Raw genomic sequence first — 25003 nt, forward strand, 5'->3', positions numbered from 1 at the left:
ACGAGGCGGCCGGCATGGAGCGCACGGGACCAGCGGCCCTTCTCGCCGCATGGGAGGAGGGCCTCACGGCCGGGCACGGCGGCCGGGCCCTGCTGCTGCACGCCGTGGCACGGCCCGCGTCGGACACCGGGGAGCTGCTCTCGGTGCCGGTGGGACAGCGCGACGCCGACCTGTTCGCCCTGCGCAGGACCCTCTTCGGCGACCGCCTCGCGGTACGCGTCGAATGCGGGGAGTGCGCGGAGGAGATGGAGTTCGACTTCGACCCCGCCACCCTCACCGGACCGGCCCAGGACCGGACGGACGGGGCTGGACAGCCTCGGGCGGACGGGGGAGGACAGCCTCAGGCGTCCGGGGGAGGACCACTTCGGGAGGACGGAGGAGGCCCGCTTCGGGCGGACAGGGGAGGGCAGCTGCGGGTGGACGAGGACGGCTGGAGCGTCACCTTCCGCCTGCCCACCGCCGGTGACCTGGCCGCGGTCGAGGCCGCCGAGCCGGACGACCCGGCACGCGCCCGGTCCCTGCTGATCACGCGGTGCGCCGTCGCCGCCGAACGGGACGGTTCGCCGGTCGCCGTCGGCGAACTGCCCGCACTGCTGCCCGAACGGGTGCGGCACCGCGTGGCCGAGGCCGCCGCGCAGGCCGACCCCGGCGCCGACGTGCTGCTCAACGTCGCCTGTCCCGACTGCGGCCACCACACCAGGGCCGAGCTGGACATCGCCTCCTACCTGTGGACCGAACTGGACGCCTGGGCCCGCGACACCCTCCTCGACGTCCATCTGCTCGCCACCGCGTACGGCTGGAGCGAGCCGGAGATCCTGGCGCTCAGCCCGCTGCGGCGCCGCTACTACCTGGAGCTGTGCGCTGATGGCTGACTACTTCGACCGGCTCCTGGCCCGTGGCGCCCCCAGGCCGCCCACGTCCGGTGACGGCGCCCCGGACGTGGTGAGCGTGCGCCCACGCCTGCCCGGACCCTTCGAACGCATCGAGGCACTGGGCTCCCGTAGGCCCTTCCCGCCCGGCGACGAGGGTGCCGACGACCGCCGTCCGCCGGTGTCCGCGGGCCCCGCCGTGCCGGAACGCATCCGGCCGCAGGACCCGACGCCCGTACGGCCGTCGGCCCGTCCGGCAGCCGAGACGCCGACCGGCGCGCGTGCGGCGGCCGTCCGTCCCGGCCCGCCCGCCGCACCGGCGCCGCTGCTCGTTCCGCCGCCCCTGTCGCCCGCCGCACCTGCACGTGCCGCCGGGCCGGAACCCGTTCGCCTGCGCGGACCGGTCGCGAGCCGTCCCGGCGCCACCGGGCGGGAGGTGTCCCGCGAGCGCGGCGAGGGCGGCGCCCCGGCTCCCCGCCCGGCCGCGGCGCAGGCCCGGCCCGCCTCCGCGCAGACCCGCCCCGCCACGCCGACCGGCGCGGGCGGTGGCCGTACCGCGCGACGGGCCGCGCGGGAGAGCCGCGGCGGTCCGCCCCCGCAGCGGACCGTCCACGTCACCATCGGCCGCCTGGAGGTCAAGGCCGCGGGGCGGCCCGCGCGCGACCCCGGCCGCGACCGCACGGCAGGCCGCGGCCCGTCCGCGCGGCCCACACCCGCCATGAGCCTGGACACCTATCTGTCCCGGTCCGGCGGTTCACCCAACGGGCGCGCGGGGGAGGGGCGTTGAGCAACTTCCTGGCCGTGGCGACGGTGACCAGGGCCCTGTGCCTGCTCGTCGGCGAGTCCCTGACGCCCGACATCGAGTTCGCCGTCCAGATCGAACCCCGCAAGCCGCTGACCGAGCCCCCGGCCATCCCCACCATCACCGTCTTCCTCTACCAGGTCACCCCCGACCCGGCGCTGCGCAACCTCGACGCGCCCACCCGCGGCCCGGACGGCACCCTGCTCACGAAACCCGCCGCCGCGCTCGACCTGCACTACCTGATCAGCTTCTACGGGGAGGACCAGGAACTCGTCGCCCAACGGCTGCTCGGCTGCGTCGTACGCCGGCTGCACGAGACCCCGGTCCTGCCCCGGGAGCTGATCGCGCAGGCCGCCACATTGCCGCATCTGGTGGGCACGGACCTGGCCGCGTCGCCCCAGCGGGTCCGGTTCACCCCGACGCAGATGGACGTCGACGACATGTCCAAACTGTGGTCGACGATGTTCCAGACGCCGTACGCGCTCTCCGTCGTCTACCAGGCCGCCGCCGTCCTCGTCGAGAGCAGCCGGGACCCCGCCGCCGGAAAGCCGGTGCTGCGCCGCACGGTGCGCGCCGTCCCGGCCCGGGGCCCCCTCATCGACCGGGTGCTGTCCCGCCCGGCGGGCTCGGACGAACAGGCCCCGCCCGCGGAGGGCCCGGTACCCGGCGACCACGAACTGGTCGTCACCGGGACGGGGTTGCGCGCCGACCATGTGACGGCCCGCCTCGGCAGCCGCGACGTGGCCGTCCCCGCCGACCGGGTGCGCGCGGACCGGGTGGTCCTGACCGTCCCCGGCGACCTGGAGCCCGGCGTCCACCCCCTCCAGCTCCTGCACGGCCTCGACCTCGGCGACCCCGCGACCCCGCATCACGGCATCGAGTCCAACGTGCGGACCTTCGCCCGCCGGCCGGGCCTCGCCGCCCCCGTCGACGTGACGGAACGGACCGACGACGACGGACGGGTCGCCGCCCGGCTCGTGCTGGGCCTCGACATGCCGGTCCGCGACGACCAGCGGGTCCTGCTCCTCCTCGACGAGCTGGCGCCGCCCACGGGCCGGACCGGTCACAGCTACCAGTTCCGGGCGCCGTTCCCGCCCGGCGACCGGCCCGACCCCCGCACGGTCCAGGTACGGATCACGGGGGTGCGCCCGGCCGCGTACCTGGTCCGCGTGCAGGTCGACGGCGTGCCGAGCGCGCTGGAGCAGTCCGCGCAAGGGACCTTCACCGGCCCCGTGGTCGACCTCACGGCAGCGGGCTGACAGGGCGGGGAGGGGCGGTCATGGGGGAACGGGGCGAGGTGCACGACGCGGACCACCGGGCATTGTCCGCCGCGGTGACGGCTGTACTGGCACGCCTCGACGCCCATGCTTCGGACGGCCTCCCGAACGTTCCCGCGCGCCCGGCCGACGCGACCGTCCCGGGTGACGCGCCCGTCCCGGGTGAGGCGACCGCCCCGGCCGACGCGCCCGCCCGGGCCGACGCGCCCGCCCCGGCCGACGCGCCCGCTGCTGGCGACGCGCCCGCCCCGGCGGACACCGGCACCCCGAGCGCCCTCGACACCCTGTGCTCCTGCTTCGCGCTCACCCCCTTCGAACGCGACATCCTCGTGCTCACCGCGGCCGCCGAGGTCGACACGAGCACCGCCGCCCGCTGCGCGGCGGCCTGCGGCGACCCGGCCCGCCCCTACCCGACGTTCTCCCTGGCGCTCGCCGCGCTCGACGCCCCGCACTGGAGCGCGCTCGCCCCGGTCAGCCCCCTGCGCCGCTGGCAGCTGGTCGAACCGGCAGACGACGCCCCGCTCACCACCGCGCGCCTACGGATCGACGAACGCATCCTGCACTTCCTCGTCGGCGTCCCCTACCTGGACACCCGGCTGCACGGGCTGCTCGGCCGCCGCGTCCCCGCACCCGACGCGCACGGGCCGGGCCGGCTGCCCGCGGCGCACCTGCGGGCCGCCGAGTCGGTGGCCCTGACCTGGTCACGGGCCGCGTTCGACGGACTTCCGCACGTGGAACTGGTCGGCGCCGACCGGGTGACACGGCGTGAGGTCGCCGCGCGGGCCGCCCACGACTGCGGGCTCGACCTCTACGCGGCCGCCGCCGACGACCTCCCCACCGAACCCGCCGACCGGGACCGGCTCGCCCGCCTCTGGCAGCGCGAGGCCATCCTCCTGCCGGCCGGACTCCTCGTGGAGATGGGTGGCGAACGCGCGGGCGGCGCGGAACGCACGACCGCCGCCGCCGAGGCGTTCTTCGCGGAACTGGCCGTACCGCTCGCCGTCTCCAGCACCGAGCCGCAGCCCGCGCACTCCGCGGTCACCGGCCGCGACCGCGTCACCGTCGAACCCCTCGGCCCCGAGGAGCAGTTGCGGCTGTGGGCCGACGCACTCGACGGAGTGGCGGACCTGGGCGAACGCGACCTGCGCGATCTGGTCGCCCAGTTCTCGCTGCCCGCCCATGTGATCCGGGGCGCGGGGGTCTCCGTACGGCGCGCCGTCGAGGATGCCGGACGTTCCGCCGCCGAGGCAGACGAGGCGGACGAGGCGGACGAGGCGGACGAGGCGGACGAGGCGGACGAGGCCGCCAAGGCCGACGCGGACTCCGGTGCGGGCGGCGCCGCCCGGCTGGCCTGGCTGGCCGGGCTCACCGAGGCCCGGATCGCCCTCGACGAGTTGGGCCGCCGCATCGAACCGCGGGCCGGCTGGGAGGACCTGGTCCTGGCCGAACGGCAGCGCGAGACGTTACGGGAGGTCGTCGCCCACGTACGGCAGCGCGCCACCGTCTACCAGGAGTGGGGCTTCGAGTCGCTGCTGCGGCGCGGCCTCGGGGTGACCGCCCTGTTCGCGGGCGGCTCCGGTACGGGCAAGACGCTCGCCGCCGAGGTCATCGCCAACGAACTCGGCGTCGACCTGTTCGTCATCGACCTCTCCCAGGTCGTCAGCAAGTACATCGGCGAGACCGAGAAGAACCTCCGCCGGGTCTTCGACGCGGCCGAACGGGGCGGCGCGCTGCTGCTCTTCGACGAGGCCGACGCGCTGTTCGGCAAACGCAGTGAGATCAAGGACAGCCACGACCGCTACGCCAACCTCGAGGTCAGCTACCTGCTGATGCGGATGGAGGCCTACCGGGGTCTCGCCGTGCTCACGACGAACATGAAGAAGGCGCTGGACACGGCCTTCCTGCGGCGCATCCGCTTCGTCATCGACTTCCCGTTCCCCGCCGTCCCCGAACGCGCCTAGATCTGGCGCCGCGTCATCCCCGAACGCACCCCGCGCAAGGGGATCGACGTCGACCGGCTCGCCCAGCTCACGGTCACCGGCGGCTCCATCCGCAACATCGCGCTCGCCGGGGCCTTCCTCGCCGCCGACGAGGGCTGCCCGCTGCAGATGCGCCACATGCTGGCCGCCACCCGCACCGAGTACCTGAAACTGGAGCGCTCCCTGACCCCGTCGGAGGTCAGCGGATGGACCTGACGAACGCGCGCGCGGGACGCATCGACGTGGAGATCGGCGAACTGGTCCTCGACGGATTCGCGCACATCGACCGCGACCGGATGGCGGAGGCGTTCCGGCGCGAGCTGGCCAGGCTGGTGCGGGAACACGGCGTGCCGCTCGCCGACACCGCCGACCAGGACGAGGGGCGGGGCCCGGACACCGCACTCGCCCTCGACGAGGTGTCCGGGCTGCCCCTGCTGCCGCACACGGTCTCCTCGTCGCGGCTGGGCGTCGCACTCGCCCGCTCCGTGCACGCCGGACTCACGACAGGGCGCGGCCCGCGTCCGGAACCGGGGCGCCCATGAGCGGCACCCCCACCTACGCCCCGGGCTCCGCCGCGCACGAAGCGGGGCAGCGCCGTCAGGCCAAGTCCCGTACGCGCAAGCCTCGTAGCCGCGTCCCGGAGCCGAAAGAGATCATCACCGCTGCGGGCCATCCGCTGGACCCGGGGGTGCGCCGGGAGCTCGAAGCCCGCCTCGGCCACGACTTCAGCCAGGTCCGCGTCCACACCGACCGCGACTCCGCCGCACTCGCCGAACTGGTGGGCGCGGACGCGGTGACCGTCGGCCAGGACATCTTCTTCGCCCCCGGCATGTTCCGTCCCGGCTCGGAGGACGGCCGCCGCCTCCTCGCCCACGAACTCCTCCACACCGTGCAGTCCCCGCACCAGCCGGGCGCCCTGCGGGCCGGACGGGACCTGGGGGCGGTCAGCTCGCCCCGCGACGCCGCCGAACGGGAGGCGGAGCGCGGCGCCCGCTCGGACGAGCCGCACCCCGAGGTGGGCCACGACCACACTCCCGGCTGGCTGCGCTACGCGACGGTCAGGGCCGACCGGTTCCGCACCGAGCAGCTGGACCCCGCCACGCTCGTCGACCGCCTGACGGCCGGCATTCTGCGCTCGCTGCGCGGCGACCCGGCAGACGCGACGGGCCGGGTACGGCTGCAACTGTCCAGCTTCGCCGACGAGTTGCGCGGGGCGGTCGTGGACCGTCTTGAGCGCCGGTTGCCGTCCGCCGACTATCACCGGGTGCTCGGGCTCGTCGAGGAGAGCGCGTACGGGCCGGCCGCGACGGACACAGGGCGCGCCCCGGAGCCGGTCCCGGACCCGGCCGGACGTACGGGCCCCGCGGCTGAGACGGGGGACAAGGCCGCCGAGCCGGAACGGGGGGAGGCGGAGGCGAAGGGCGGTCGGACGCGGGCCGGGGAGCAAGAGGGGCCGGGCAAGGCGGAGGACGGCAAGAAGGGGGATCAGGAGCGGCCGGGCGAGGAGAAGCGGGCGGAGGGGAGGGGCTCGGAGGGGAAGGGCTCGGAGGGGAAGGACGCCGACGAGGAGGCCGCCGACGAAAAGGGCGTCGACGAGAAGCGTGTCGACGAGAAGCGTGCCGACGCGCGGGAGAAGTCTCGGCAGGCCGCCCGGGAGGCGCGTCAAGGCACAGCAGCCGCAGATGCGCGGGCCGCCACCGGTGTCGTGGGAGCGGAACCGGCCGGGGCGCCCGCCGCCGCACCCGCCGGGGAATCGCTCCTGGCCGCCCCGCAGCACCAGCCCGCGCAGGGCGCCAGACCGACGGAACCCGACCGGCGCCGCGACGCGGAACCGGGCCCCGCGCGCCCCGAGCAGGTGGACCGGCTCGCGGAGGCCGAGGACAGCCCCCTCAAACGGCACGGCCTCCTCGACGACGACAAGGCCGACCCGCGCGAAGAGGAACAGCCGCTCGACCTCGAACCCGGGGCGGGCGACGAGGTCGAGCCGGTCAAGGATGACGAGGAAGCCGCTCCGGCGCCCCCCGCGCAACCGGAGCTCAAGCCCGAGGACTTCCTGCCCGGCGGCGACCCGGACATCTCCGCGGTCCCCACCGCCGACCGTTTACGGCTGCCGTCCAGCGGATCGCCGCCCGCTCCCGAGGAGGCGCCGAACTTCCCCGAACCGCCGCCGACCAAGGCCGAGCAGGTCGAGGAGGAACGAAGGAACGCGCCGCAGGACGAGACGGAGGACGAGGCGGAGGGCGAGCCGGAGGACGCGGCCCCGCAATCAACGGCGCCGCGCCCCGAACCGCCCGCCGGGCGGCCTGAGGCCGAGGGCGGGCCCCCCACGCCCGCCGCCCCGGAACGGGCGCCGAACCCGGCATCCGTACGGACGACCGAGGCGGAAGCGGACAACCGGACCGCCAGGGATCTGCAACCTGCGGGGCCCGTCGAGCACGAGGTCGGCCCCGACCCGGGAGCGGCGGAGCCCGTCGCCGCCGACGGCCGCGCGCCCGGTACGGCGGACCAGGCCGATGAAGCGGGCGCCGAGTCCGGGGCGGCTACGGGGCGGCCGTCGGCCGGAGCCCCGACCTTCGGGGCAGGGACGGCGACGGGGACGAGGACTGGCGCAGGGCCGGGCGGGCCGGAACCGAAGGAGCCCGGTGCTGCCGGGGAACGGGCGGGTGGCTCGCCCGCCGCCCTGGACGCTCCCGGGTCCCAACCCCCGTCCCCCGATGCCTCGTTGGAGCCGGGAGGCGGTGGCTGCGCCGGGCAGCAGCAGCCGACCACCGAGGGCGAGAAGGCCGAGGGCGGCGGGGGCGGCTGCGGGGCGGGCCAGGGCGGCGGGGAGGCCGAGCAGAAGGAGAAGCCCGAGCCGCCGGACGTAACCGGCCAGGATCCGCAGAGCGCGCTCGCCACGGCAGGGACGCTGCCGCCCGACCAGATGCGGTCGACGCTCGACGGGGTGGACGGCGCCGTCGACCGTTCCGTGGGCGAGCAGCACGCCGCGCTCGAGGCGGACGCGCCGTCGGCGCAGCGGCCCTCAGGCGCCCCGCGCACCCTGTCCGGTACGCCGCAGGAGGCGGCGCCCGCCGAACAGGTCCGGGAGCGGGTGGAGCGCGAAGGTGCCGAGGGCGGCAAGGAGCAGCAGAAGGCGGAGGGCGAGAAGGCCCGGGGCCAGAACCCGGCCGCCGACGTCAGCCGCCCGAACGTGGCGGACGACGCCGCCAACAAGGTCACCGCCGACGACGTACGGAACATGCAGAACGCGGTCGGCGAGGTGCCGACGACCGACCCCGCCCTCAACGCCAGGGTCGAGGCGCCCAAAGTACAGCTCACCGGTGAGAGCGACCCCCAGCGGACCGACCAGCAGGCCGACAACCTGAGGAAGACCTCGGGCCGCATCCTCGCCGTCGGCCGCGAGGACACCGCCAAGCCGATGGGCGAGGACCAGATCTACCCGGACGTCCCCGCGGAGACCCTGACCGGGAACGTGCCCGGCAGGGGCGGTGCGGGCGGCCGTCGCCGGGGCCCGACGGGAGCGGCCGGAGGCGGGGCCGAGTCCGGTGCCGCGATCGTCGCGCAGCAGGAGCGCGGTCCGCAGATCCAGGCCTCGGTCGGCCAGGCGCAGGGCCGGATGACCACCGAGCAGACGAACCAGCAGCAGGCGGAGACCGAGGAGCGCAGGCGCAGCCAGGAGGAGCAGGACAAGGCCGTCGCCGAGAACGCCGAGGCGCAGAGCGGCGAACGCGGGGAGGCCGCCCGGCAGGTCAAGGCGGAACGCGCCCAGTGGCGGACCGAGCAGGACCAGCGGACGGACCAGGCGGACACCGACGCCGCCCGCGAACACACGGACAGAAACAAGGAGATCGACACCAAGCGCACCGACACCGACAAGGAGGTCGGCAAGCGCCAGGACGAGGACAACCAGAAGATCCAGGACAAGAGGGCGGAGGCCGAGGAGAAGGCCCGCAAGGAGAAGGAGGACAAGGAGAAGGAGTCCGACAGCTGGTGGGGCTGGGTCAAGTCGAAGGTGAAGGCGGCGTTCGACGCGCTGCTCAGCGTGATCACCGGGATCTTCGACTTCTTCCGCGGGATCATCAACGGGATCATCGACAAGTTCCGTGAGTTCGCGAACTGGGCCATCGACCAGGCCAGGAAGTTCGCCGTCGAGCTGATCAACAAGCTGGCGGACGCGCTGATCGCGATCGGTGACGTACTCCTCGCGGCGTTCCCGGAGTTGCGGGACAAGTTCCGCAAGAAGATCCAGCAATGGCGCGACCAGGCGATCGCCAAGGTCAACGAGTGGGCGGACAAGCTCAAGGCTGCGGTCAACAAACTCCTCGACCTGCTCGCGGCAGGGCTGAACAAGCTGCTGAACCTCCTTGAGGCGGGTCTTAAGGCCGCCGTCAACATCGTGCGGGACGCGGTCGTCGCGGCGATCGAGTTCGCGCAGAAGGCGATCGCGGCGCTCGGACAGTTCGCGGCGCTCGTGGCCGACATCGCGCCCGACCCGGGCGGCTGGCTCGCGAAGCTCGGCAGTTCGGCGAAGGAAGGCGTTCAGAACCACCTCTGGAGCGCCGTCAAGACAGCGGTCAAGCAGTGGTTCAACGAGAAGGTCGAGTCCGTGCTCGGCCTCGGCCGGATGGTCATCGACGTGCTGGTCAAGGGCTGCGTGTCGATGGCCCAGATCGGGCGGATGGCGTGGCAGGCGCTGGTGCAGTCCCTGCCGATGATCATCATCTCGATCGTCGTCGAGAAGGTCATCTCGATGATCGTCCCCGCGGCCGGGGCGATCCTGACGATCGTGCAGGGCCTGATGGCGGCCTGGGGGACGATCAGCCGGATCATCGCGGCGTTCGGAAAGTTCTTCACCTATCTGAAGGCGGTCAAGGCGGGCCCGGCGGCGTGCCTGTTCGCCGAGGCCGTGGCGGCGGGGGTCGTCGCCCTCCTCGAATTCATCACCAACTTCCTCCTCTCCCGCCTGAAGATGGCGGCGAAAGGGGTCGGCGGCCGGCTCAAGGCGATGGCCCAGAAGATCATGGCGGGCCTGAAGAAGGCGACGAAGGGGCCGCGGGCGGCGGCGGGCGCGGCGGTGAACCGGGCCCGCGACGCCCTCCGCCGAGCCCGCCAGTCCTTCACGTCCCCACGCCGGCGCACCCCACGTCCGGCAACGAGCCGCACCCGGCCCTCCCGCCGCACGGCCGCCAAGCGCCCCACCTCAGCGGCGGGCCGCGCCCTCGACTCCACCCGGAACGCGGCGAAGAACGCCCTGAAGAGGGTCGGCGACGCAACGCGCCGCTTGGGCCAGAAGCTCAAGAACAGCAAGGTCGGCCGCGCCCTGACGAACAGCGCGCGCAAGGTCCGGGACGCGGTCAAGAGGCAGCGGGACCGGTTGCGCGAGCGGTGGAACAGGCGCAAGGCGCAGCGGAAACAACGGCGGGAGGAGCGCAGACAGCGCGAGAACTCCCCAGAGGCGAAGGAGAGGCGTCTCGCGCTGATCCTCGCCCGCATTCGGCCCAAGATCAAGAGATTGCTGGGCCGGGGCGTACCGAGGGTCGTGCTGCGTTCTGTCCTGGCGGGCATGCGCGTGTGGTATCGGCTGTCCGGCCTCTTCCTGCGTGGCGACGACCGGTTCGGCATCAGGGCGCTCCTCAACCCTGAGGATCTGGTGCTGGAGGGACTGAAACTCCGCATTCCGCAGCGCGAAGTGCTGCAGTTCCTCCGGACTCTGGCGACGGAGATCGAGAACCATCCCGCCATAGTCAGGGCGAGCGAGCACGTGGACGTCGTGAAGAAGGTTCCGGGCACCGTTCCGAGGCACACCGTGCGTCAGCCTGTGCCGCCTCCCGCTGTGACCCGCAAGACGCGGGCGCTCGATCCGCTCAAACGGCGTGAGCAGGACGCCCTCGACTTCGTGGAGGCGGGCGGGGTCACGTCCCTGCGGCGTACGCAGAAGGGCGCCGCGACACCGAAGAAGGTAGTGGTGGGCGAAGGCGTGCTCTCGGACGAGCAACTGAGCCACACCTACCTCACCAAGGTCGTGAAGGGGCAAGAGAAGATCGGAATGGCCGACGAGTTGACGCGAAAAAACCAATGGGAGGGGTTCGTCACCTACGCGGACAATTTCTTCCGAGGTAAGCCACAGCCAAAGGACATGCCGAAGAAGGAGCGGACCGACATGTTGAAGGCGGCCTGGCTTATGGGTGGGCAGGAAGTGGAGCGAGACCCCCAGGCGATGGTGACGAACGCCCTCACGGTGCAACGTCTCGTCAGGGCCAATGAGCAGAAGCGGGGCAGTGGTGAGCTGGAGACCATATTCAAGTCGATGCCCGCGGCCTTCGCAGGGTCCGAGGTGGCGGGTGAGATGTTGACGGAAGACCTCGCCGGTGGCCGTTCCATAGACGAGCGGCGGAGCGAGGTGCAGACGCAACGAACGCGTGAACTGGAACGGATCAAAGAAGTGGCGGCCAAGCCGGGGATAAACCGGGAGGAGATCGAGGATTCGCGGAAGAGATCCCAGAAGTCGTACGAGCGGAAGATGCGTCCCATTCGCAATGCCGAGAAGCTCGGGGACCGGCATGTCCAGTCGGTAGCGGCCTGGATCAAGGACTTCAACGTGGAGGACAAGGTGAAGGCCGCGATCGAGAAGGGGGAGACCCTTACTGACCAGCAAAGCGTCGAAAGGGCGAAGGATCTGGTGTTCGCGCAGATCAGGGCGGCGGTGATCGAGATGTACACCTCCTCGCATTAAGAGCAGTGCAAATCGTTGGCTGACGGGAAGTCCGAGGTGCATACCGTGGTTAGTGAAGGTCATCGGTCAAGACGGCATGTGCTGCGTCCGGAGACAACAGCTGACGAGGTGGACAACTTCGCCACCGGCCTGGGCTGGGAGCTTGTCACCGAGATCGAGCGGGACAGGGAAGGGGGTGTCGACGGGCAGCTGATCTGGCAGGGGCAACTCGATGTCGCTCTTCACTTCATCGTCGACGCCACTTCCGGGGTTCCGTACGTGGTTCTGACCGGCGCTGAAGAGGAGGAAGTGCGGCCGGTGGAGGAGAGGTTCATCGCCCATCTGCGCCCGCTGACACTGGACGCCGTGATCCGTGACTTCGATGCCGCCGACGATGACCGTGACCGTGCGCGGGGAGTCGTGCGCATGGGACTTGCCGCGCCTGAGGAATTCCATGCCGGCGCTTTCCTGCGGATTTGTGAGACCTACTCGGAAACCGACCCCAGGGTGCGTTACGCGGGACTCTGGGCCGCCACGTACACCGGATACCAGCAGTTCGTCGATGTGCTGAGGGAGATCGCGCAGAACGATCCGGAGGAGTATGTACGGTCCAGGGCTGCGACCATCGTGACCGCTTTCACGTCGGAGAGCGAGGAGGCATGACCCGCTACGCCGACCTCCCCAAACCCATCCGTTCCGGCCTCGTCCTCATCGACCCCCTGCGCGGCACGCCGCAGCGCGTCATCGTCCTGCAGTTCAACCCCGACTCCCTGGAGCGGTCGCTCGCTCCGCAGGGGGCCGGGGCCGAGGGGGCCGGGGATCGGACCGAGGCGTTGCGGATCAAGGGGCCCGCGGTCGAGTCCTGGAAGTTCACCGCGGAGATCGACGCGACCGACCAGATGGAGGTCGCCGCGCCCGACGGGATCCAGCCGGAGCTGGCCGCGCTGGAGATGCTGGTGCATCCGCCCTCCGCGCAGGTGCGGCAGAACCAGGCCCTGGCCGCCCTCGGCACGCTGGAGATCACCCCGGTCGAGTCCCCGTTGACGCTGTTCACGTGGGGGAGCAAACGCGTCCTGCCCGTTCGCCTGACCGAACTGACCGTCACCGAGGAGGCGTTCGACGTGGAGCTGAACCCCTTACGGGCGACGGTCGGCATCGGGCTGCGGGTGCTCAACGTCAATGACCTGCCGACCGGGCATCGGGGAGCCGAGCTGTATCTCGCGCACCTCGCGCAGAAGGAGCGACTGGCCGGGCGTGTGGCGCCGGGGCGCACCAGCGCCCTCGGTCTCGGGAACAGAGGAGCGTTCTGACGATCATGACCATGACCACCGCCATGACCACCACCATGACTACGACCGCGACCTCGACCACCGGTACAGGCGGTGTCGGCACCGTCCCCACCGTCACCACCTACCCCCGCACCAGCCGCTACTACAACAACCCCGTCGCCGTGCACACCGAGCCCGACGGGCGCGAAGTCCCGTACTTACGGCGTCGGTTACTGCCCGACCCGGGCACACTCGGTGTCGTCGCCGAGCACACCGTCAGCACCGGCGACCGCCTCGACCTCCTCGCACACCGCTACCTGGGCAGCGCCGACCAGTGGTGGCAGATAGCCGACGCCAACCCGGCCCTCGACCCCGCGGAGCTGACCCGTACCCCGGGCCGGGTGATCCGGATCGCCCTGCCCGCCGGCGTGCCCGGGGCGACGGGGGACGGGGGTCTCCATGGTTGATGTCGGCGGCGGGCCCGTCCGCCTCACCCTCCTCATGGGGCCGCAGATCCCGGTCCCGGTCCCCGCGCCGGTCACGGACGCGCTGCTCTCCGCGCAGGTCACCGTCGCCTCGGGGCAGCGCAGCGGCTTCCAGCTCTCCTTCGACCTGTCGAAGAACGGGCTGATCAACACCACCCTGCTGCCCGCCGGGTTCTTCGACCCCAAGATCAGGGTGGTTCTCGCGGCGACCGTCCAGGGCGCGGTGACCGTCCTGATGGACGGGGTGCTGATCCGCCAGGAGGTCGGCGTCAGCAACCAGCCCGGCCAGTCCACGCTCACCGTCACCGGCGAGGATCTGACCGTCCTGATGGACCTGGAGGAGCGGGCCGCGGTGCCGTACCCCGCGATGGGGCCCGCCGCCCGTGTCGCCGCGATCATCTCCCAGTACGCGCAGTACGGGATCACCCCGCTCGTCGTCCCCGAACTGGTGCCGCAGACCCCCATGCCGACCCAGCGCATCGAGTTCCAGAAGGGCACCGACCTGGCGTACGTCACCGACCTCGCCAAGGCGAACGGCTACGTCTTCTATCTCGACCCCGGCCCCCTGCCCGGGATGAGCCGCGCCTACTGGGGTCCTGAGGTGCGGCTCGGCGTCCCGCAGCACGCGCTCAACGTCAACATGGACGCGCTCTCCAACGTCGACCAGCTCACCTTCGCCTTCGACGGCACGGCCCGCGAGGAACCGCAGGCCCGCGTCCAGATCCCGGCGACCCGGGTCTCCGCCATCCTGCCGGTCCCGGAAGTGAGCGTGCTGCGGCCGCCGTTGGCCCTCAAACCGGCGCCCGCGCTGAAGAAGAAGGTCATCGCCGACACCGCCAAGAAGGACGCGGGGCAGGCGCTCGCGGAGACCCTCGCCAAGGCGGCGGAGTCGGCGGACGCCGTCACCGGCTCGGGCCAGCTCGACGTCGTCCGCTACGGGCATGTGCTCAGGCCGCGGGAGCTCGTCGGCGTCCGCGGGGCGGGGATCACGTACGACGGCCTGTACTTCGTCAAGAGCGTCACCCACAACCTGCAACGCGGCGCCTACACCCAGAACTTCACCCTCGCCCGCGAGGGACTCATCCCGCTCACCCCGGCCGTCGTCCCCTGACCTGACCTGACCTAACCCGCCCCGACCCCGCCAGCCGACCTAGCCCCCGACAAGACCCGACCGATCCGACCGACCCGACCGACCCGTACGACCGTCCAGGAGCCCCCGTATGGCCGCTGATCCGTCCCGCCGCTACCTCGGCAAGTACCGGGGCACTGTCGAGAGCACCGCCGATCCGCAGGGCATCGGCCGTATCACGGCGAAGGTGCCCGACATCCTCGGCGACGAACCGTCGACCTGGGCCATGCCCAGCTTCCCGGTCGCGGGGCCCGGCATGGGCCACTACGCGGTGCCGCCGTCCGGCGCCGGGGTCTGGATCGAGTTCGAGCAGGGAGACATCAACTACCCGATCTGGACCGGGTGTTGGTTCGGTACGGCCGCCGAGGTCCCGCAGGCCGCTGACGCGGGCGCGACCGGCCGCAGGAACGCCGTCCTGCAGACCGGCCTCCAGTGCCGGATCGTCCTCTCCGACGACCCCGAGACCGGGCTGACGCTCAAGGCCCCGAACGGCGCCTCGATCGTCGTCAACGACTCCGGCATCCACATCGACAACGGCAACGGGGCGAAGGTCTCGCTGTCCGGCAACAAAGTGACCATCAACGACGACGCGTTCAGCGTCACCTGACGGGGGAGACGCCCATGCCCGGAAACGTGCTGCACGCGAACGCGACCGTCACCTGTCCGCACGGCGCTCCCGCCACCGCCCAGTCGGCGCAGTCCCGCGTCGTGGTGGACGGGCGGTTCGCCTCTGTCACCGCCGACCTGTACACGGTCACGGGATGCCCGTTCACCGTCGGCAACAAGCCCCAGCCGTGCACCACGATCCGGTGGCAGGGCCCGTCCTCCCGGATCCGGGCGGGTGGCTCGCCGGTCCTGCTCCAGTCCTCCACCGGGACCGGGCACAGCGCGGAGCAGGTGCCGCAGGGCGACGCGACGGTCTCCCTGGTCCAGCAGCGGGCGGTGGGCCGGTGAACCTCTCCCGCGCGCGGCGCACCGACATCGCCTTCCCCTTACGGATCGACCGCAGGGGACGTACTGCCGAGGCCGGCTACGACGACCACGTCCGCGACATGATCGAGCAGCTCCTCTTCACCAGCCCGGGAGAGCGGGTGATGCGCCCCGACTTCGGCTGCGGCCTGCTCGACCTGGTCTTCGCGCCCAACAGCCCCGAACTCGCCGCCACCCTCCACCTCTCCGTGCAGGCCGCCCTCCAGCGCTGGCTCGGCGACGTGATCACCGTCGAGGCGCTCGACGTGGAGAGCGAGGACAACGCGGTGCGGGTGCGCCTCGTCTACGAGGTCCTGCGGACCGGCACCCGCCGCGACGACACCTTCGAGGGGCCCGAGGGGAGGGGAGCCGCGTGAACAGGGACAACGGCCCCGGCGGTGCCACCGAGTGCCGGGGGACGGAGCGTCGCAGGGCGGATGTCCGCGCGGCCCGGCTCAACGGTGTCGACGGCGTCGAGGTGAGCGACGACGGCCGCACCCTCACCGTCACCTTCCTCGGCAGGGCGCCGCGCCACCTCGGCCCGGAGAACATCCGCGTCGACGGCGGACGCCGCGTCACCGGCATCCGCGCCGTCGACGTCGGCGTGGAGCGGGCGGAGGACCCGGAGTACGACGACCTGATGCACGTCGGGCTCGACCGGGCGGGCGACACGTCCACGTACCGGCTGAGCGTGATCGAGAGCGACGCCTACGGGCGGCCCGGCACGCTGCCGTACCACGGCTTCGATCCCCGCTACGACGGCGCCGACTTCACGTTCGGCCCGTCCTGCCCCACCGCCCTCGACTGTGTACCGGCGCCCCGCGTGTGCGAGCCCGTGAGTGCCGACCGCCCGGTGATCGACTACACGGCCCGCGACTACGACAGCCTGCGCCGCCTGCTGCTCGACCGGATGAGCCTGACCACGCCCGGCTGGACCGAACGCCACGTCCCCGACCTGGGCGTCACCCTCGTCGAACTGCTCGCCCACACCGCCGACCGGCTCGGCTACGAGCAGGACGCGGTGGCCACGGAGGCCTACCTCGACACGGCCAGACGCCGGGTGTCGGTACGCCGCCACGTCCGGCTCGTCGACTACGCGATGCACGACGGGTGCAACGCCCGCGCGTTCGTGGCCCTGGAGGCCGAGCGCGAGGTCGCACTGCGCGCGGGCACCTACCGGTTCGCGGCCATCGACGTCAGCGGCCTCGACCCCAGGGAACGCCCGGAGCTGGGGACGGTCGTCGCCGACGAGGACCTGGACGCGCTCGCGGCCCGCGCCGCCGTGTGCGAGGTCTTCGAGCCGCTGGGCACCCGCGACCTCACCGTACGGCCGCAGCACAACGCGATCCGGTTCTGGACCTGGGGCGACGAGGAGTGCTCCCTGCCCGTCGGCGCGACCTCGGCGACCCTGCGCGACGCGTGGGCGGACGAGGAGGCTGAGGACCTCGGGAAGGGGGAGAGGCGTGCGCGGCTGCTCGCGCTCGCACCCGGCGACCTGCTTCTCATCGAGGAAGTGCTCGGCCCCCGTACCGGCGCGCCCGCCGACGCCGACCCCGCGCACCGGCAGGCCGTCCGGCTCACCTCCGTCATCCCGCTCGTGGACGAGCTGTACGACCGGCCGGTCGTCGAGGTCGCCTGGGACGCCGCCGACGCCCTGACCTTCCCGGTGTGCCTGTCCGCGCGCGGCGGCCCCGACTGCCGCCTGATCGACGACATCAGTCTCGTACGGGGGAACGTGGTGCCGGCCGACCACGGGCGCTCCCTGACGTTCTGCGGCAGCGCCCCCGAACGCTTCCGGGTGCCACCCGAGCCGGTGGTCCTCCCGCCGTGCGGGCCGCCGGAGTCCGGCTGCGGCGAGCGGGACGGGGGCAGCGCCACCGCCCAGGACCTGCACCGGCTGCTGGCCCTGGCCGAGGCGGGGCACCAGCTGACGCCTGACCGGGTCAGGGAGTTGCACGCCCTGGTCGGCGAGGAGGCGGTCACCCGCGCCGGGATCGAGACGCACCTGCACCTCGCCGCCGGTTCCGAGCCCGAGGAGCGCGTCGCACCGCCCACCGCGGACGCCCAGGCCGACGCCCTGCGGACGCTGCTCGCCCAGGTGACGTATCCGGGTGTGCCGGTGCGCTTCCGTCCCGTGCTGCGGCTGACGCCGGTCACCCAGGCTGTGCCCTACCCGGATCCCCGGCAGATCGCGGCGGCGCAGGCGCGGCTGCTCGCCGCCGTGCCCGAGCGGGTCCGCGTGCGCCTGGAGGAGCTGTGGCGCCGGGCGCGCGAGCACCACGAGCCGTCCCGCGCCGAGATCGCCGAACTGACCCTCCTGTTCGGCGCCCGCGTCCTCGACGAGGTCCGGCTGACGGAGCATCCCGTCCGCGCGCTGCGGGACCTGCTCTCCCGCCGCGAACGGCTGCTCGCGGGCAAGCTGCGGCGGCTCGCGGTGCTCGTCGCGCGGGCCAGGGCCGGCACCGTCCTCGGCGCCAGGACGGTCTGGGAGGTCCGCCACAGCTGGGGCCGCGCCTACGCCCGCGGCCTCGACCCGGCCGAGCCCGCGCTGACCGGCCCCGCCGCTGCGCTGACCGCGCCCGACCCCCGTACGGCGCTCCCGGCCGTGACCGCGGCCGTCGGCGACGCCGTGTGGACGCCCCGCCGCGACCTGCTGTCCGACGGGCGCCGTGAGCGGCACTTCGTGGGCGAGCTGGAGGACGACGGCCGCCTCGCCCTGCGCTTCGGCGACGGCCGCCACGGGGCGCCGCCCCCGCCCGGCGCGGACCTCGACGTGTCCTACCGGGTCGGCAACGGCCCCGACGGCAACGTCGGCGCGGAGTCCGTCAACCACCTCGTCCTCTGCGCGGAGCACTGCGAGCGCCCCGACGGCCTCGTACGGGTGCGCAATCCGCTGCCCGCCGTCGGCGGCACGGCCCCCGAGTCGCTCGCGGACGTCCGGCAGTTCGCGCCGCTCGCCCTGCGCCGCACCCGGCTGCGCGCGGTGACCGCCGCGGACTACGCGGAGCTGGCCACGGCGGTGCCCGGGGTGCAGCGCGCCGCCGCCGACCTGCGCTGGACCGGCAGCGGCGTGGAGGTCCACGTCGCCGTCGACCCGCTCGGCGACGCGGCGGCGAGCGCCGGCCCGGTGCTCCTCGACGCCGTGGCCGACACCCTGGAGCGCTACCGGCGCATCGGGCACGACGTGGTGGTCCACCCGGCCCGCACGGTCCCGCTCGACATCGAGCTGACGGTGTGCCTCGCCCCGGGCCGCCTGCGCGGGCACGTCCTCGCCGAACTGCGCCGGGTCCTCGGCACCGCACGCCTCACCGGCGGCAGGACCGGCCTCTTCCACCCGGATGCCCTGACGTTCGGCGACCCGGTGCGCGTCAGCCGTCTGGTGGCCGCCGCCGCGGCGGTGCCCGGCGTGCTCAGCGCCCAAGTGACCCGGCTTCGCCGGCTGTTCCGCGACGACGACGGAGAACTGGAGGCCGGGGTACTGCCCCTGGGCCCCCTGGAGATCGCCCAGTGCGACAACGACCCCGACCGGCCGGAGAACGGCCGGCTCGCCCTTGTGATCGGAGGCGGCCGATGACCGGCATCTGCTCCTGCGGCTGCGCGGACGCCCGGGACGGCGCCGGAGCGGTCCCGCCGCCCGGCGCCGACACCCTGGCGCTGCGGACCGGCACCCACGCCGACTTCCTGTCCGCCATGCTCGCCCGCCTGTCGAGCCCGGCCTATCCGGCGCTGCGCGCGCTGACCGCCCGGACGCCCGACGACCCGGCCGTCGCGCTCCTCGACGCCTGGGCGGTCCTCGGCGACCTGCTGACGTTCTACTCGGAGCGGATCGCCAACGAGGGATACCTGCGCACCGCCACCGAGGAGCACTCCCTCGCCCTGCTCGGCAGGCTCGTCGGCCACAAGGCCAGGCCCGGCGTCGCGGCCGACACATATCTCGCGTACGGCCTCGACCGTGATCCGCGCGCGGGCGAGGACCCCACGGTGACCATTCCGCGCGGCGCGCGCAGCCAGAGCGTCCCGGGGCCGGGCGAGGAGCCGCAGCCCTTCGAGACGTCGGAGGAGCTCGCCGCCCGCTGGTCGTGGAACGAGCTGCGGGTCCTGCGCCGCCGCCCGTACCGGATCACGGCGCGCTCGCTCCAGGAGCGGCAGCGGCTCGTCGTCGCGGGCACCGCCAACAACCTGAAGGCCGGTGACCAGTTGCTGCTGGTCTTCAGCGCGGAGAAGACCGCGGACCGTTCCCTGCGCACGCTGCTCACGGTGTCGGACGTGCGCGTCGAGCGCGAGGACGCCGTGACGGTCGTCGGACTGCCGGGGCCCGCCCTGCCGTCCCTGGAGGATCTGGTCGCGGAGGCCCGGCAGTGGGTGACCGACGCGGAGAGCGGGCCCAACAGCCCCTGGCCCGCCGGGAGCCGGCTCGTCGTGGACTTCGACGACCAGGTGCTCACCCCGCTCCGCGCGGACCTGGACGAGCTGACGACGCCGACCGCGTTCGCCGCACGCCTGGACGCCACCGTCGAACGCGCCCATGAGGCGCAGGAGTTGGCGCGGGACCACGACGAGGTGGCGGACTGGTTCGCGCGGCTCGCGGAGGGGCTCGACCGGCTGAGCGAGCAGGCACGCGCCCTCGAACCGCCGCAGCCCGACGAGGACCCGGGCGGTCCCGCCCCGTCCCACCCCGCGCTCGCGGCCCTCGGCGCCCTGCTGCCGGCCCTGCGCATGGCCCCCGTACGGCCGCCGCTCACCGCCCGCCACCTGGCCCGCGACCCCGCGCAGATCTTCGCGCCCGGCGCCGACCTCGCCCCGCACCTCCTGGCCGGGCTCGACCCGCGGCTGCGCGAGGGCCTCTTCGAGGCATGGCGGCGGACCGACGCGACGGCGCCGTCCGCGCTGCGCGAGCTGCGGGCGATGCGGGTGACCGCCACCCCGTTCGGCGCGACCGCGCCCCTGAAACCCGTCTACCAGGGCAATCAGGTCGTCCGCTACGAGGACTGGCCGCTGACGGGGTCCAAGTTCATCGGCATGAAGGTCGGCTACGACGACACGGGCGTGCCCGACCGGGTCGACTTCACCTATGTCGAGGGCGGCGGATCGGTGCAGGCGGGGTACGCGCTGCCGTTCACCGGCACGGTCGACTTCGGCCCCGGCCGGATCAGGCTGACGACGATCCGGCCGGAGCCCGAGCCGGGCCCCGGAGCCGCAGAGCCTCCCGAACCCGGCGTCAAGGCGGAGCTGCAGGCCGAGTTGCCCGTACGCACCCTCTTCGTCTCCCAGCGCGGAGGCATGGAGGACGACTTCGTCCACGTCACCGTCGCCAACGGCACCACCCTGGAGCACCGCCTCGCCCCCGGGGAGCAGGCGCCGCCCGCGGACCACGGCGGCCTCCGGGTGACCATGGGCCGGTCCGCGGCCGGGCCCGACCCGAGCGTGGAGATCACCCTGACCTCCCAGCTGGCACAGACCTCCCGCAAGGTCATCGCGCTCGACGCCGTGTACGAGGGCATCGCCCCCGGCAGCTGGGTGGCCGTCCACCGCCCCCGCAAGGGCGCCGCCGGGCAGATCCCCGGGGACCCGAAGCTGTCGCTCGTCATCACCCGCGTCACCGGGATCCGGGTGCTGTCCCGCGCGGACTTCGGCATCACCGGCAAGGTCACCGAACTCACCCTGGAGGACCGCTGGCTGGACGAGCACGACGTCCTGCTCTCGCACATCAGGGACACCACCGTGTACGCGCGCGGGGAGCCCCTCACGGTCGCCGACGAGGACGTCACCGACGACGTGCGCGGCAACCGGATCGAGCTGGCAGAGCTGTACGACGGCCTCGACCTCGGCCGCTGTATCGTCGTCACCGGCGAGCGCACCGACATCCCCGACACTCCGGGCGTGAAGGGCACGGAGCTGACGATGATCGCCGGTGTGGAGCAGTCCGTGGACCCGCAGCTCCCCGGCGACGCCGTGCACACCACCATCACCCTGAGCGGCGCCCTGGCCCACAGCTACCGGCGCGACACCGTCAAGATCCTCGGCAACGTCGTGCACGCCACCCACGGCGCCACCCGCGACGAACCGATCGGCAGCGGCGACGCCTCGCGCACGGGCCAGACGTTCGCCCTGTGGCAGGCCCCGCTCACCTGGCTCGCGGCCGACACCCCGCTCGGCGCGAGCAGCACCCTGGAGGTGCGGGTCGACGGGGTGCTCTGGCACGAGACGGACAGCCTCGCCGGCCGCGCCCCCGACGCGCGGGTGTACGTCACCGGTGTCACCGAGGACGGCCGGACCACGGTCACCTTCGGCGACGGTGTGCACGGGGCGCGGCTGCCCACCGGGCACGAGAACGTCCGGGCCCGCTACCGGGTCGGCGTCGGCCGCGCCGCCAACGTGAAGGCGGGTCGCGTCACCCAGCTCACCACCCGCCCGCTCGGCGTCAGCTCGGTCGTCAACCCGCTGCCCGCGACCGGCGGCGCCGACCCGGACGGACCGGGAGCCGCGCGCCGCACCATCCCGCTCGCCGTCACCGCCCTCGACCGGCTCGTCTCGGTGCCCGACTTCGAGGACTTCGCCCGCTCCCGCGCCGGGATCGGCAGGGCGAGCGCGCGCCAACTCTCCGACGGGGCAGGGCAGATCGTGCACGTCACGGTGGCGGGCGCCGACGACACCCCGCTCACCGGCGACTCCGACGTCGTCCGCACCCTGCACTCCGCGCTCACGGCGCAGGGCGACCCGGGGCTGCCGGTCGTCGTCGCCGTCCGGGAGCCGGTCCTGCTGGTGGTCGTCGCCGGGATCAAGGTCCACCCCGACCACCGGTGGGACCTTGTGGAGCCGCAGGTACGGCGCGCGCTCCTGGCCCGGCTCGGCTACGCCGGACGTGAACTCGGCCAGAGCGCCCACCTGTCGGAGGTGCTGGCCGCCGCGCAGGCCGTGCCGGGCGTCGATTTCGTGGACGTGGACGCGTTCACCGGCGTGCCGGGCGGCATCACCCCGGCCGGTCTGGAAGCACTGGGCGAGCGGCTGTCCGCGCCGCAGGCGGTGGTGGAGGCCCACCTCGCCCGCTACGACGAGGAGTTCCACCGGGTGGTGCGGGACGGGGAGACCCTGACCTATGTGGCCGCCCGGCACGGCATCACCGTGGCCGAACTCCTGCGGCTCAACCCCGACATCACCGACACCGCACCGCTCGACAAGGGCCGTTCGGTGTGCGTGTTCCGCGGTGTCCGCCCGGCACAGTTCGCGCTGCTGTCCCCGGACGTGCCGGACACGCTGATCCTCAAGGAGGTCCGCGCATGACCAGGGAGCCCGACGGGCTGTACGGGCTGCTGCCGCAGTGGCACCGGCTGCGCGACGCCGAGACCGGGGAGACACTGCGGGCCCTGCTCGCCGTCATCGCCGAACAGGCCGATCTCGTCCGCACCGGCATCGAGGCCGCCTACGACGACTGGTTCATCGAGACCTGCGCCGACTGGGCCGTGCCCTACCTCGGCGACCTCGTCGGCCACAAGCTCCCGCCCGGCTACGAGGAAGCGCTCGCGCTGCGGCCCGGCGGCCCGCTGGCCCAGCGGCTCGCCCCGCGCCGGGACGTGGCCGCGACCGTCGCCAACCGCCGCCGCAAGGGCACCCTCGCGCTCCTTGAGGAGCTGTCCGCGTCGGTCGCCGAATGGCCCGCGCGCGCCGTGGAGTTCTCCCGGCTCCTCTCGGCCGCCCAGCCGGTCCGCCTCTACGGGGCGGGCGAGGAGGCGGCCGGCGCGCGCCGGCTGACCCGGGGCCGCCTCGCCGACGTGCGCGACGGCGCCGGACTCGACCTGCTCGGCGGCCCGTTCGACCCGTCCGCGCACACCGCCGATGTGCGCCGGGCCGGGTCCGCGCGACGCCAGGGCGGATACAACCCCGCGGGCGTCGGTCTGTTCGTCTGGCGCCTCAAGCCGTACTCGGTCACCCGCGCACCGGCCTACTGCGTCGACCGCGCAAGGAACCTCTACACCTTCTCCCTCCTCGGCAACGACACCCCGCTGGTGGCCCGCCCGGAGCCCGAACCGTCGCCGTCCCACCTCGCGGGCGCCGACCACGTGCCCGCCTACCTGCGGCGCCGTGCCCTCGCCGACGGACTCACCGACCACTACGGGCCCGGCAAGAGCTTCACCATCTGGCGCGACGGACACGAGGAGCCCGTCGCCCCCGCCGACATCGTCGTGGCGGACCTGACCGACTGGACGTACCGGCCCCGGCGCGGCCAGGTCGCGGTGGACCCGGTGCTCGGCCGGATCGCCTTCGGCAGCCGCTCCGCCCCGCGCCGCGGTGTCTGGGTCACCTACCACTACGCGTTCGCCGACGACACCGGGGGAGGGGAGTACCCGCGCGAGCGGGTCACCCCGCGCGGCGCACCCGTCTACCGGGTCGGTCCGGGCCAGCCCGACGACCGGATCACCGACGCCTTCGAACGATGGCGGGCGGACGGCGGCGCCGAAGCGGTCATCGAGATCACCCACAGCGGCACCTACCAGGAACAGCTCGACTTCGACCTGGAACCCGGCGACCGCCTGGAACTGCGCGCCGCCGAGGGCACCAGGCCCGTCATCCGCCTCCTGGACTGGTACAGCAACCGCCCCGACGCGCTCAACATCCGCGGCAACCCCGGTGACGGACCCCCGCCGCGCATGGTCCTCGACGGCCTGCTGATCACCGGCCGGGGCGTCAACGTCACCGGGCCCGTCGGCGCCGTCGTCATCCGGCACTGCACCCTGGTGCCCGGCTGGTCCCTGGAGCCCCACTGCGAGCCGCACTCCCCGCAGGAACCCAGCCTCGTCCTGGAGTGCACCACGGCCTGCGTCCAGATCGAGCGGTCGATCCTCGGCACGATCCTGGTCGCCGGGGACGAGGTGGGCACGGACCCGGTCCACCTCCACCTCACCGACAGCATCCTGGACGCCACGGGCCCGGACCGCGAGGCGCTGTCCGCGCCCGAGTGCCGGCACGCCCACGCGGTGCTGCACGCGCACCGGTCGACCGTCCTCGGCGAGGTCCACGTCCACGCCGTCGAGCGCGCCGAGGACAGCATCTTCACCGGCCGCCTGCACGTGGCCCGCCGCTCCGTCGGCTGCATGCGGTTCTGCTACGTCCCGCCCGGCTCCCGCACCCCGCGCCGCTACCACTGCCAGCCCGACGAGGTCCGCGCCGCCGCACGCGAGCGGGCGCGGCGCGACGGCACCGACCCCGCGGACCTCCCCGCCCGCCAGGGCGCCGAGGCCCAGCGCGTACGACCGCTGTTCCTCAGTGAGCGGTACGGCACACCCGACTACGCCCGGCTCGCCGGGCGCTGCGCACCCGAGATCACCCGTGGCGCCGAGGACGGCAGCGAACTCGGCGTCTTCCACGACCTGTTCCAGCCGCAGCGCGAGGACGGTCTGCGCGCACGGCTCGACGAGTTCGTACCGGCGGGCACCGACGCCGGGATCATCCACGTCACCTGAGCGCCCCGCTCCCGCACGCCATCTTCCGCCTCTTCCCGCGCGACCTCCCAGGGGG

General features: G+C 73.5%; 16 protein-coding genes. All 16 read left to right on the top strand.

Going from position 1 to position 25003, the window contains the following annotated elements; all coding sequences use genetic code 11:
* The first annotated feature begins 14 nt into the window (after positions 1-14).
* The 16 genes from C1N81_RS42635 (at position 15) to C1N81_RS42710 (ending at position 24948) form a co-directional block, all read left to right on the top strand.
* Positions 15-872 (top strand): hypothetical protein, encoded by an 858-nt coding sequence (locus tag C1N81_RS42635; protein ID WP_394437033.1) that lies wholly within the window; start codon positions 15-17, stop codon positions 870-872.
* On the top strand, positions 865-1656 hold the full coding sequence (locus tag C1N81_RS42640; RefSeq protein WP_394437035.1) for a hypothetical protein: 792 nt from the start codon (positions 865-867) through the stop codon (positions 1654-1656). Before C1N81_RS42635 ends, C1N81_RS42640 begins: the two co-directional genes overlap by 8 nt.
* On the top strand, positions 1653-2930 hold the full coding sequence (locus tag C1N81_RS42645; protein WP_394437037.1) for a DUF4255 domain-containing protein: 1278 nt from the start codon (positions 1653-1655) through the stop codon (positions 2928-2930). Before C1N81_RS42640 ends, C1N81_RS42645 begins: the two co-directional genes overlap by 4 nt.
* A 20-nt stretch (positions 2931-2950) precedes the next feature.
* Positions 2951-4909, top strand: coding sequence for an AAA family ATPase (locus C1N81_RS42650; RefSeq protein WP_394437039.1), 1959 nt, complete (start codon positions 2951-2953; stop codon positions 4907-4909).
* Positions 4910-5133: 224 nt separating this feature from the next.
* Complete coding sequence (locus C1N81_RS42655; RefSeq protein WP_394437041.1) at positions 5134-5469, top strand: hypothetical protein; 336 nt, start codon at positions 5134-5136, stop codon at positions 5467-5469.
* Positions 5466-11660 carry an eCIS core domain-containing protein gene (locus C1N81_RS42660; protein ID WP_394437042.1) on the top strand — a complete coding sequence of 2065 codons (6195 nt, stop codon included), beginning with the start codon at positions 5466-5468 and terminating at the stop codon, positions 11658-11660. The genes C1N81_RS42655 and C1N81_RS42660 overlap by 4 nt, the downstream gene beginning before the upstream one ends.
* 108 nt (positions 11661-11768) lie before the next feature.
* A complete protein-coding gene (locus C1N81_RS42665; protein ID WP_394437044.1) occupies positions 11769-12302 on the top strand; it encodes a HEAT repeat domain-containing protein in 534 nt (177 codons plus the stop codon).
* Positions 12299-12949, top strand: a complete 651-nt coding sequence (locus C1N81_RS42670; RefSeq protein ID WP_394437046.1) for a hypothetical protein — start codon at positions 12299-12301, stop codon at positions 12947-12949. The genes C1N81_RS42665 and C1N81_RS42670 overlap by 4 nt, the downstream gene beginning before the upstream one ends.
* 5 nt (positions 12950-12954) lie before the next feature.
* Positions 12955-13374: a hypothetical protein gene (locus C1N81_RS42675; protein ID WP_394437048.1), complete on the top strand. Its 420-nt coding sequence runs from the start codon at positions 12955-12957 to the stop codon at positions 13372-13374.
* Positions 13367-14503: a hypothetical protein gene (locus C1N81_RS42680; protein ID WP_394437050.1), complete on the top strand. Its 1137-nt coding sequence runs from the start codon at positions 13367-13369 to the stop codon at positions 14501-14503. The genes C1N81_RS42675 and C1N81_RS42680 overlap by 8 nt, the downstream gene beginning before the upstream one ends.
* Before the next feature lie 109 nt (positions 14504-14612).
* Positions 14613-15128 carry a phage baseplate assembly protein V gene (locus tag C1N81_RS42685; protein ID WP_394437052.1) on the top strand — a complete coding sequence of 172 codons (516 nt, stop codon included), beginning with the start codon at positions 14613-14615 and terminating at the stop codon, positions 15126-15128.
* 14 nt (positions 15129-15142) lie between these two features.
* Entirely contained in the window at positions 15143-15475 is a 333-nt protein-coding gene (locus tag C1N81_RS42690) for a hypothetical protein (protein WP_394437054.1), read from the top strand.
* Complete coding sequence (locus tag C1N81_RS42695; protein WP_394437056.1) at positions 15472-15867, top strand: GPW/gp25 family protein; 396 nt, start codon at positions 15472-15474, stop codon at positions 15865-15867. The genes C1N81_RS42690 and C1N81_RS42695 overlap by 4 nt, the downstream gene beginning before the upstream one ends.
* Positions 15864-19064, top strand: a complete 3201-nt coding sequence (locus tag C1N81_RS42700; RefSeq protein ID WP_394437058.1) for a putative baseplate assembly protein — start codon at positions 15864-15866, stop codon at positions 19062-19064. The genes C1N81_RS42695 and C1N81_RS42700 overlap by 4 nt, the downstream gene beginning before the upstream one ends.
* Positions 19061-22771 carry a putative baseplate assembly protein gene (locus C1N81_RS42705; RefSeq protein WP_394437060.1) on the top strand — a complete coding sequence of 1237 codons (3711 nt, stop codon included), beginning with the start codon at positions 19061-19063 and terminating at the stop codon, positions 22769-22771. Before C1N81_RS42700 ends, C1N81_RS42705 begins: the two co-directional genes overlap by 4 nt.
* Complete coding sequence (locus tag C1N81_RS42710) at positions 22768-24948, top strand: hypothetical protein (RefSeq protein ID WP_394437062.1); 2181 nt, start codon at positions 22768-22770, stop codon at positions 24946-24948. The genes C1N81_RS42705 and C1N81_RS42710 overlap by 4 nt, the downstream gene beginning before the upstream one ends.
* Positions 24949-25003 lie beyond the last annotated feature (55 nt).

It is taken from the genome of Streptomyces sp. SGAir0957 (assembly GCF_043523415.1).

Excerpts from the sequence above, each read along its gene's own strand:
- C1N81_RS42685 (WP_394437052.1), top strand. The coding sequence starts at position 14,613 with ATGGCCGCTGATCCGTCCCGCCGCTACCTCGGCAAGTACCGGGGCACT.
- C1N81_RS42680 (WP_394437050.1), top strand. The coding sequence starts at position 13,367 with ATGGTTGATGTCGGCGGCGGGCCCGTCCGCCTCACCCTCCTCATGGGG.
- C1N81_RS42660 (WP_394437042.1), top strand. The coding sequence starts at position 5,466 with ATGAGCGGCACCCCCACCTACGCCCCGGGCTCCGCCGCGCACGAAGCG.
- C1N81_RS42640 (WP_394437035.1), top strand. The coding sequence starts at position 865 with ATGGCTGACTACTTCGACCGGCTCCTGGCCCGTGGCGCCCCCAGGCCG.
- C1N81_RS42675 (WP_394437048.1), top strand. The coding sequence starts at position 12,955 with ATGACCATGACCACCGCCATGACCACCACCATGACTACGACCGCGACC.
- C1N81_RS42650 (WP_394437039.1), top strand. The coding sequence starts at position 2,951 with ATGGGGGAACGGGGCGAGGTGCACGACGCGGACCACCGGGCATTGTCC.
- C1N81_RS42635 (WP_394437033.1), top strand. The coding sequence starts at position 15 with ATGGAGCGCACGGGACCAGCGGCCCTTCTCGCCGCATGGGAGGAGGGC.
- C1N81_RS42690 (WP_394437054.1), top strand. The coding sequence starts at position 15,143 with ATGCCCGGAAACGTGCTGCACGCGAACGCGACCGTCACCTGTCCGCAC.
- C1N81_RS42710 (WP_394437062.1), top strand. The coding sequence starts at position 22,768 with ATGACCAGGGAGCCCGACGGGCTGTACGGGCTGCTGCCGCAGTGGCAC.
- C1N81_RS42670 (WP_394437046.1), top strand. The coding sequence starts at position 12,299 with ATGACCCGCTACGCCGACCTCCCCAAACCCATCCGTTCCGGCCTCGTC.
- C1N81_RS42705 (WP_394437060.1), top strand. The coding sequence starts at position 19,061 with ATGACCGGCATCTGCTCCTGCGGCTGCGCGGACGCCCGGGACGGCGCC.
- C1N81_RS42655 (WP_394437041.1), top strand. The coding sequence starts at position 5,134 with ATGGACCTGACGAACGCGCGCGCGGGACGCATCGACGTGGAGATCGGC.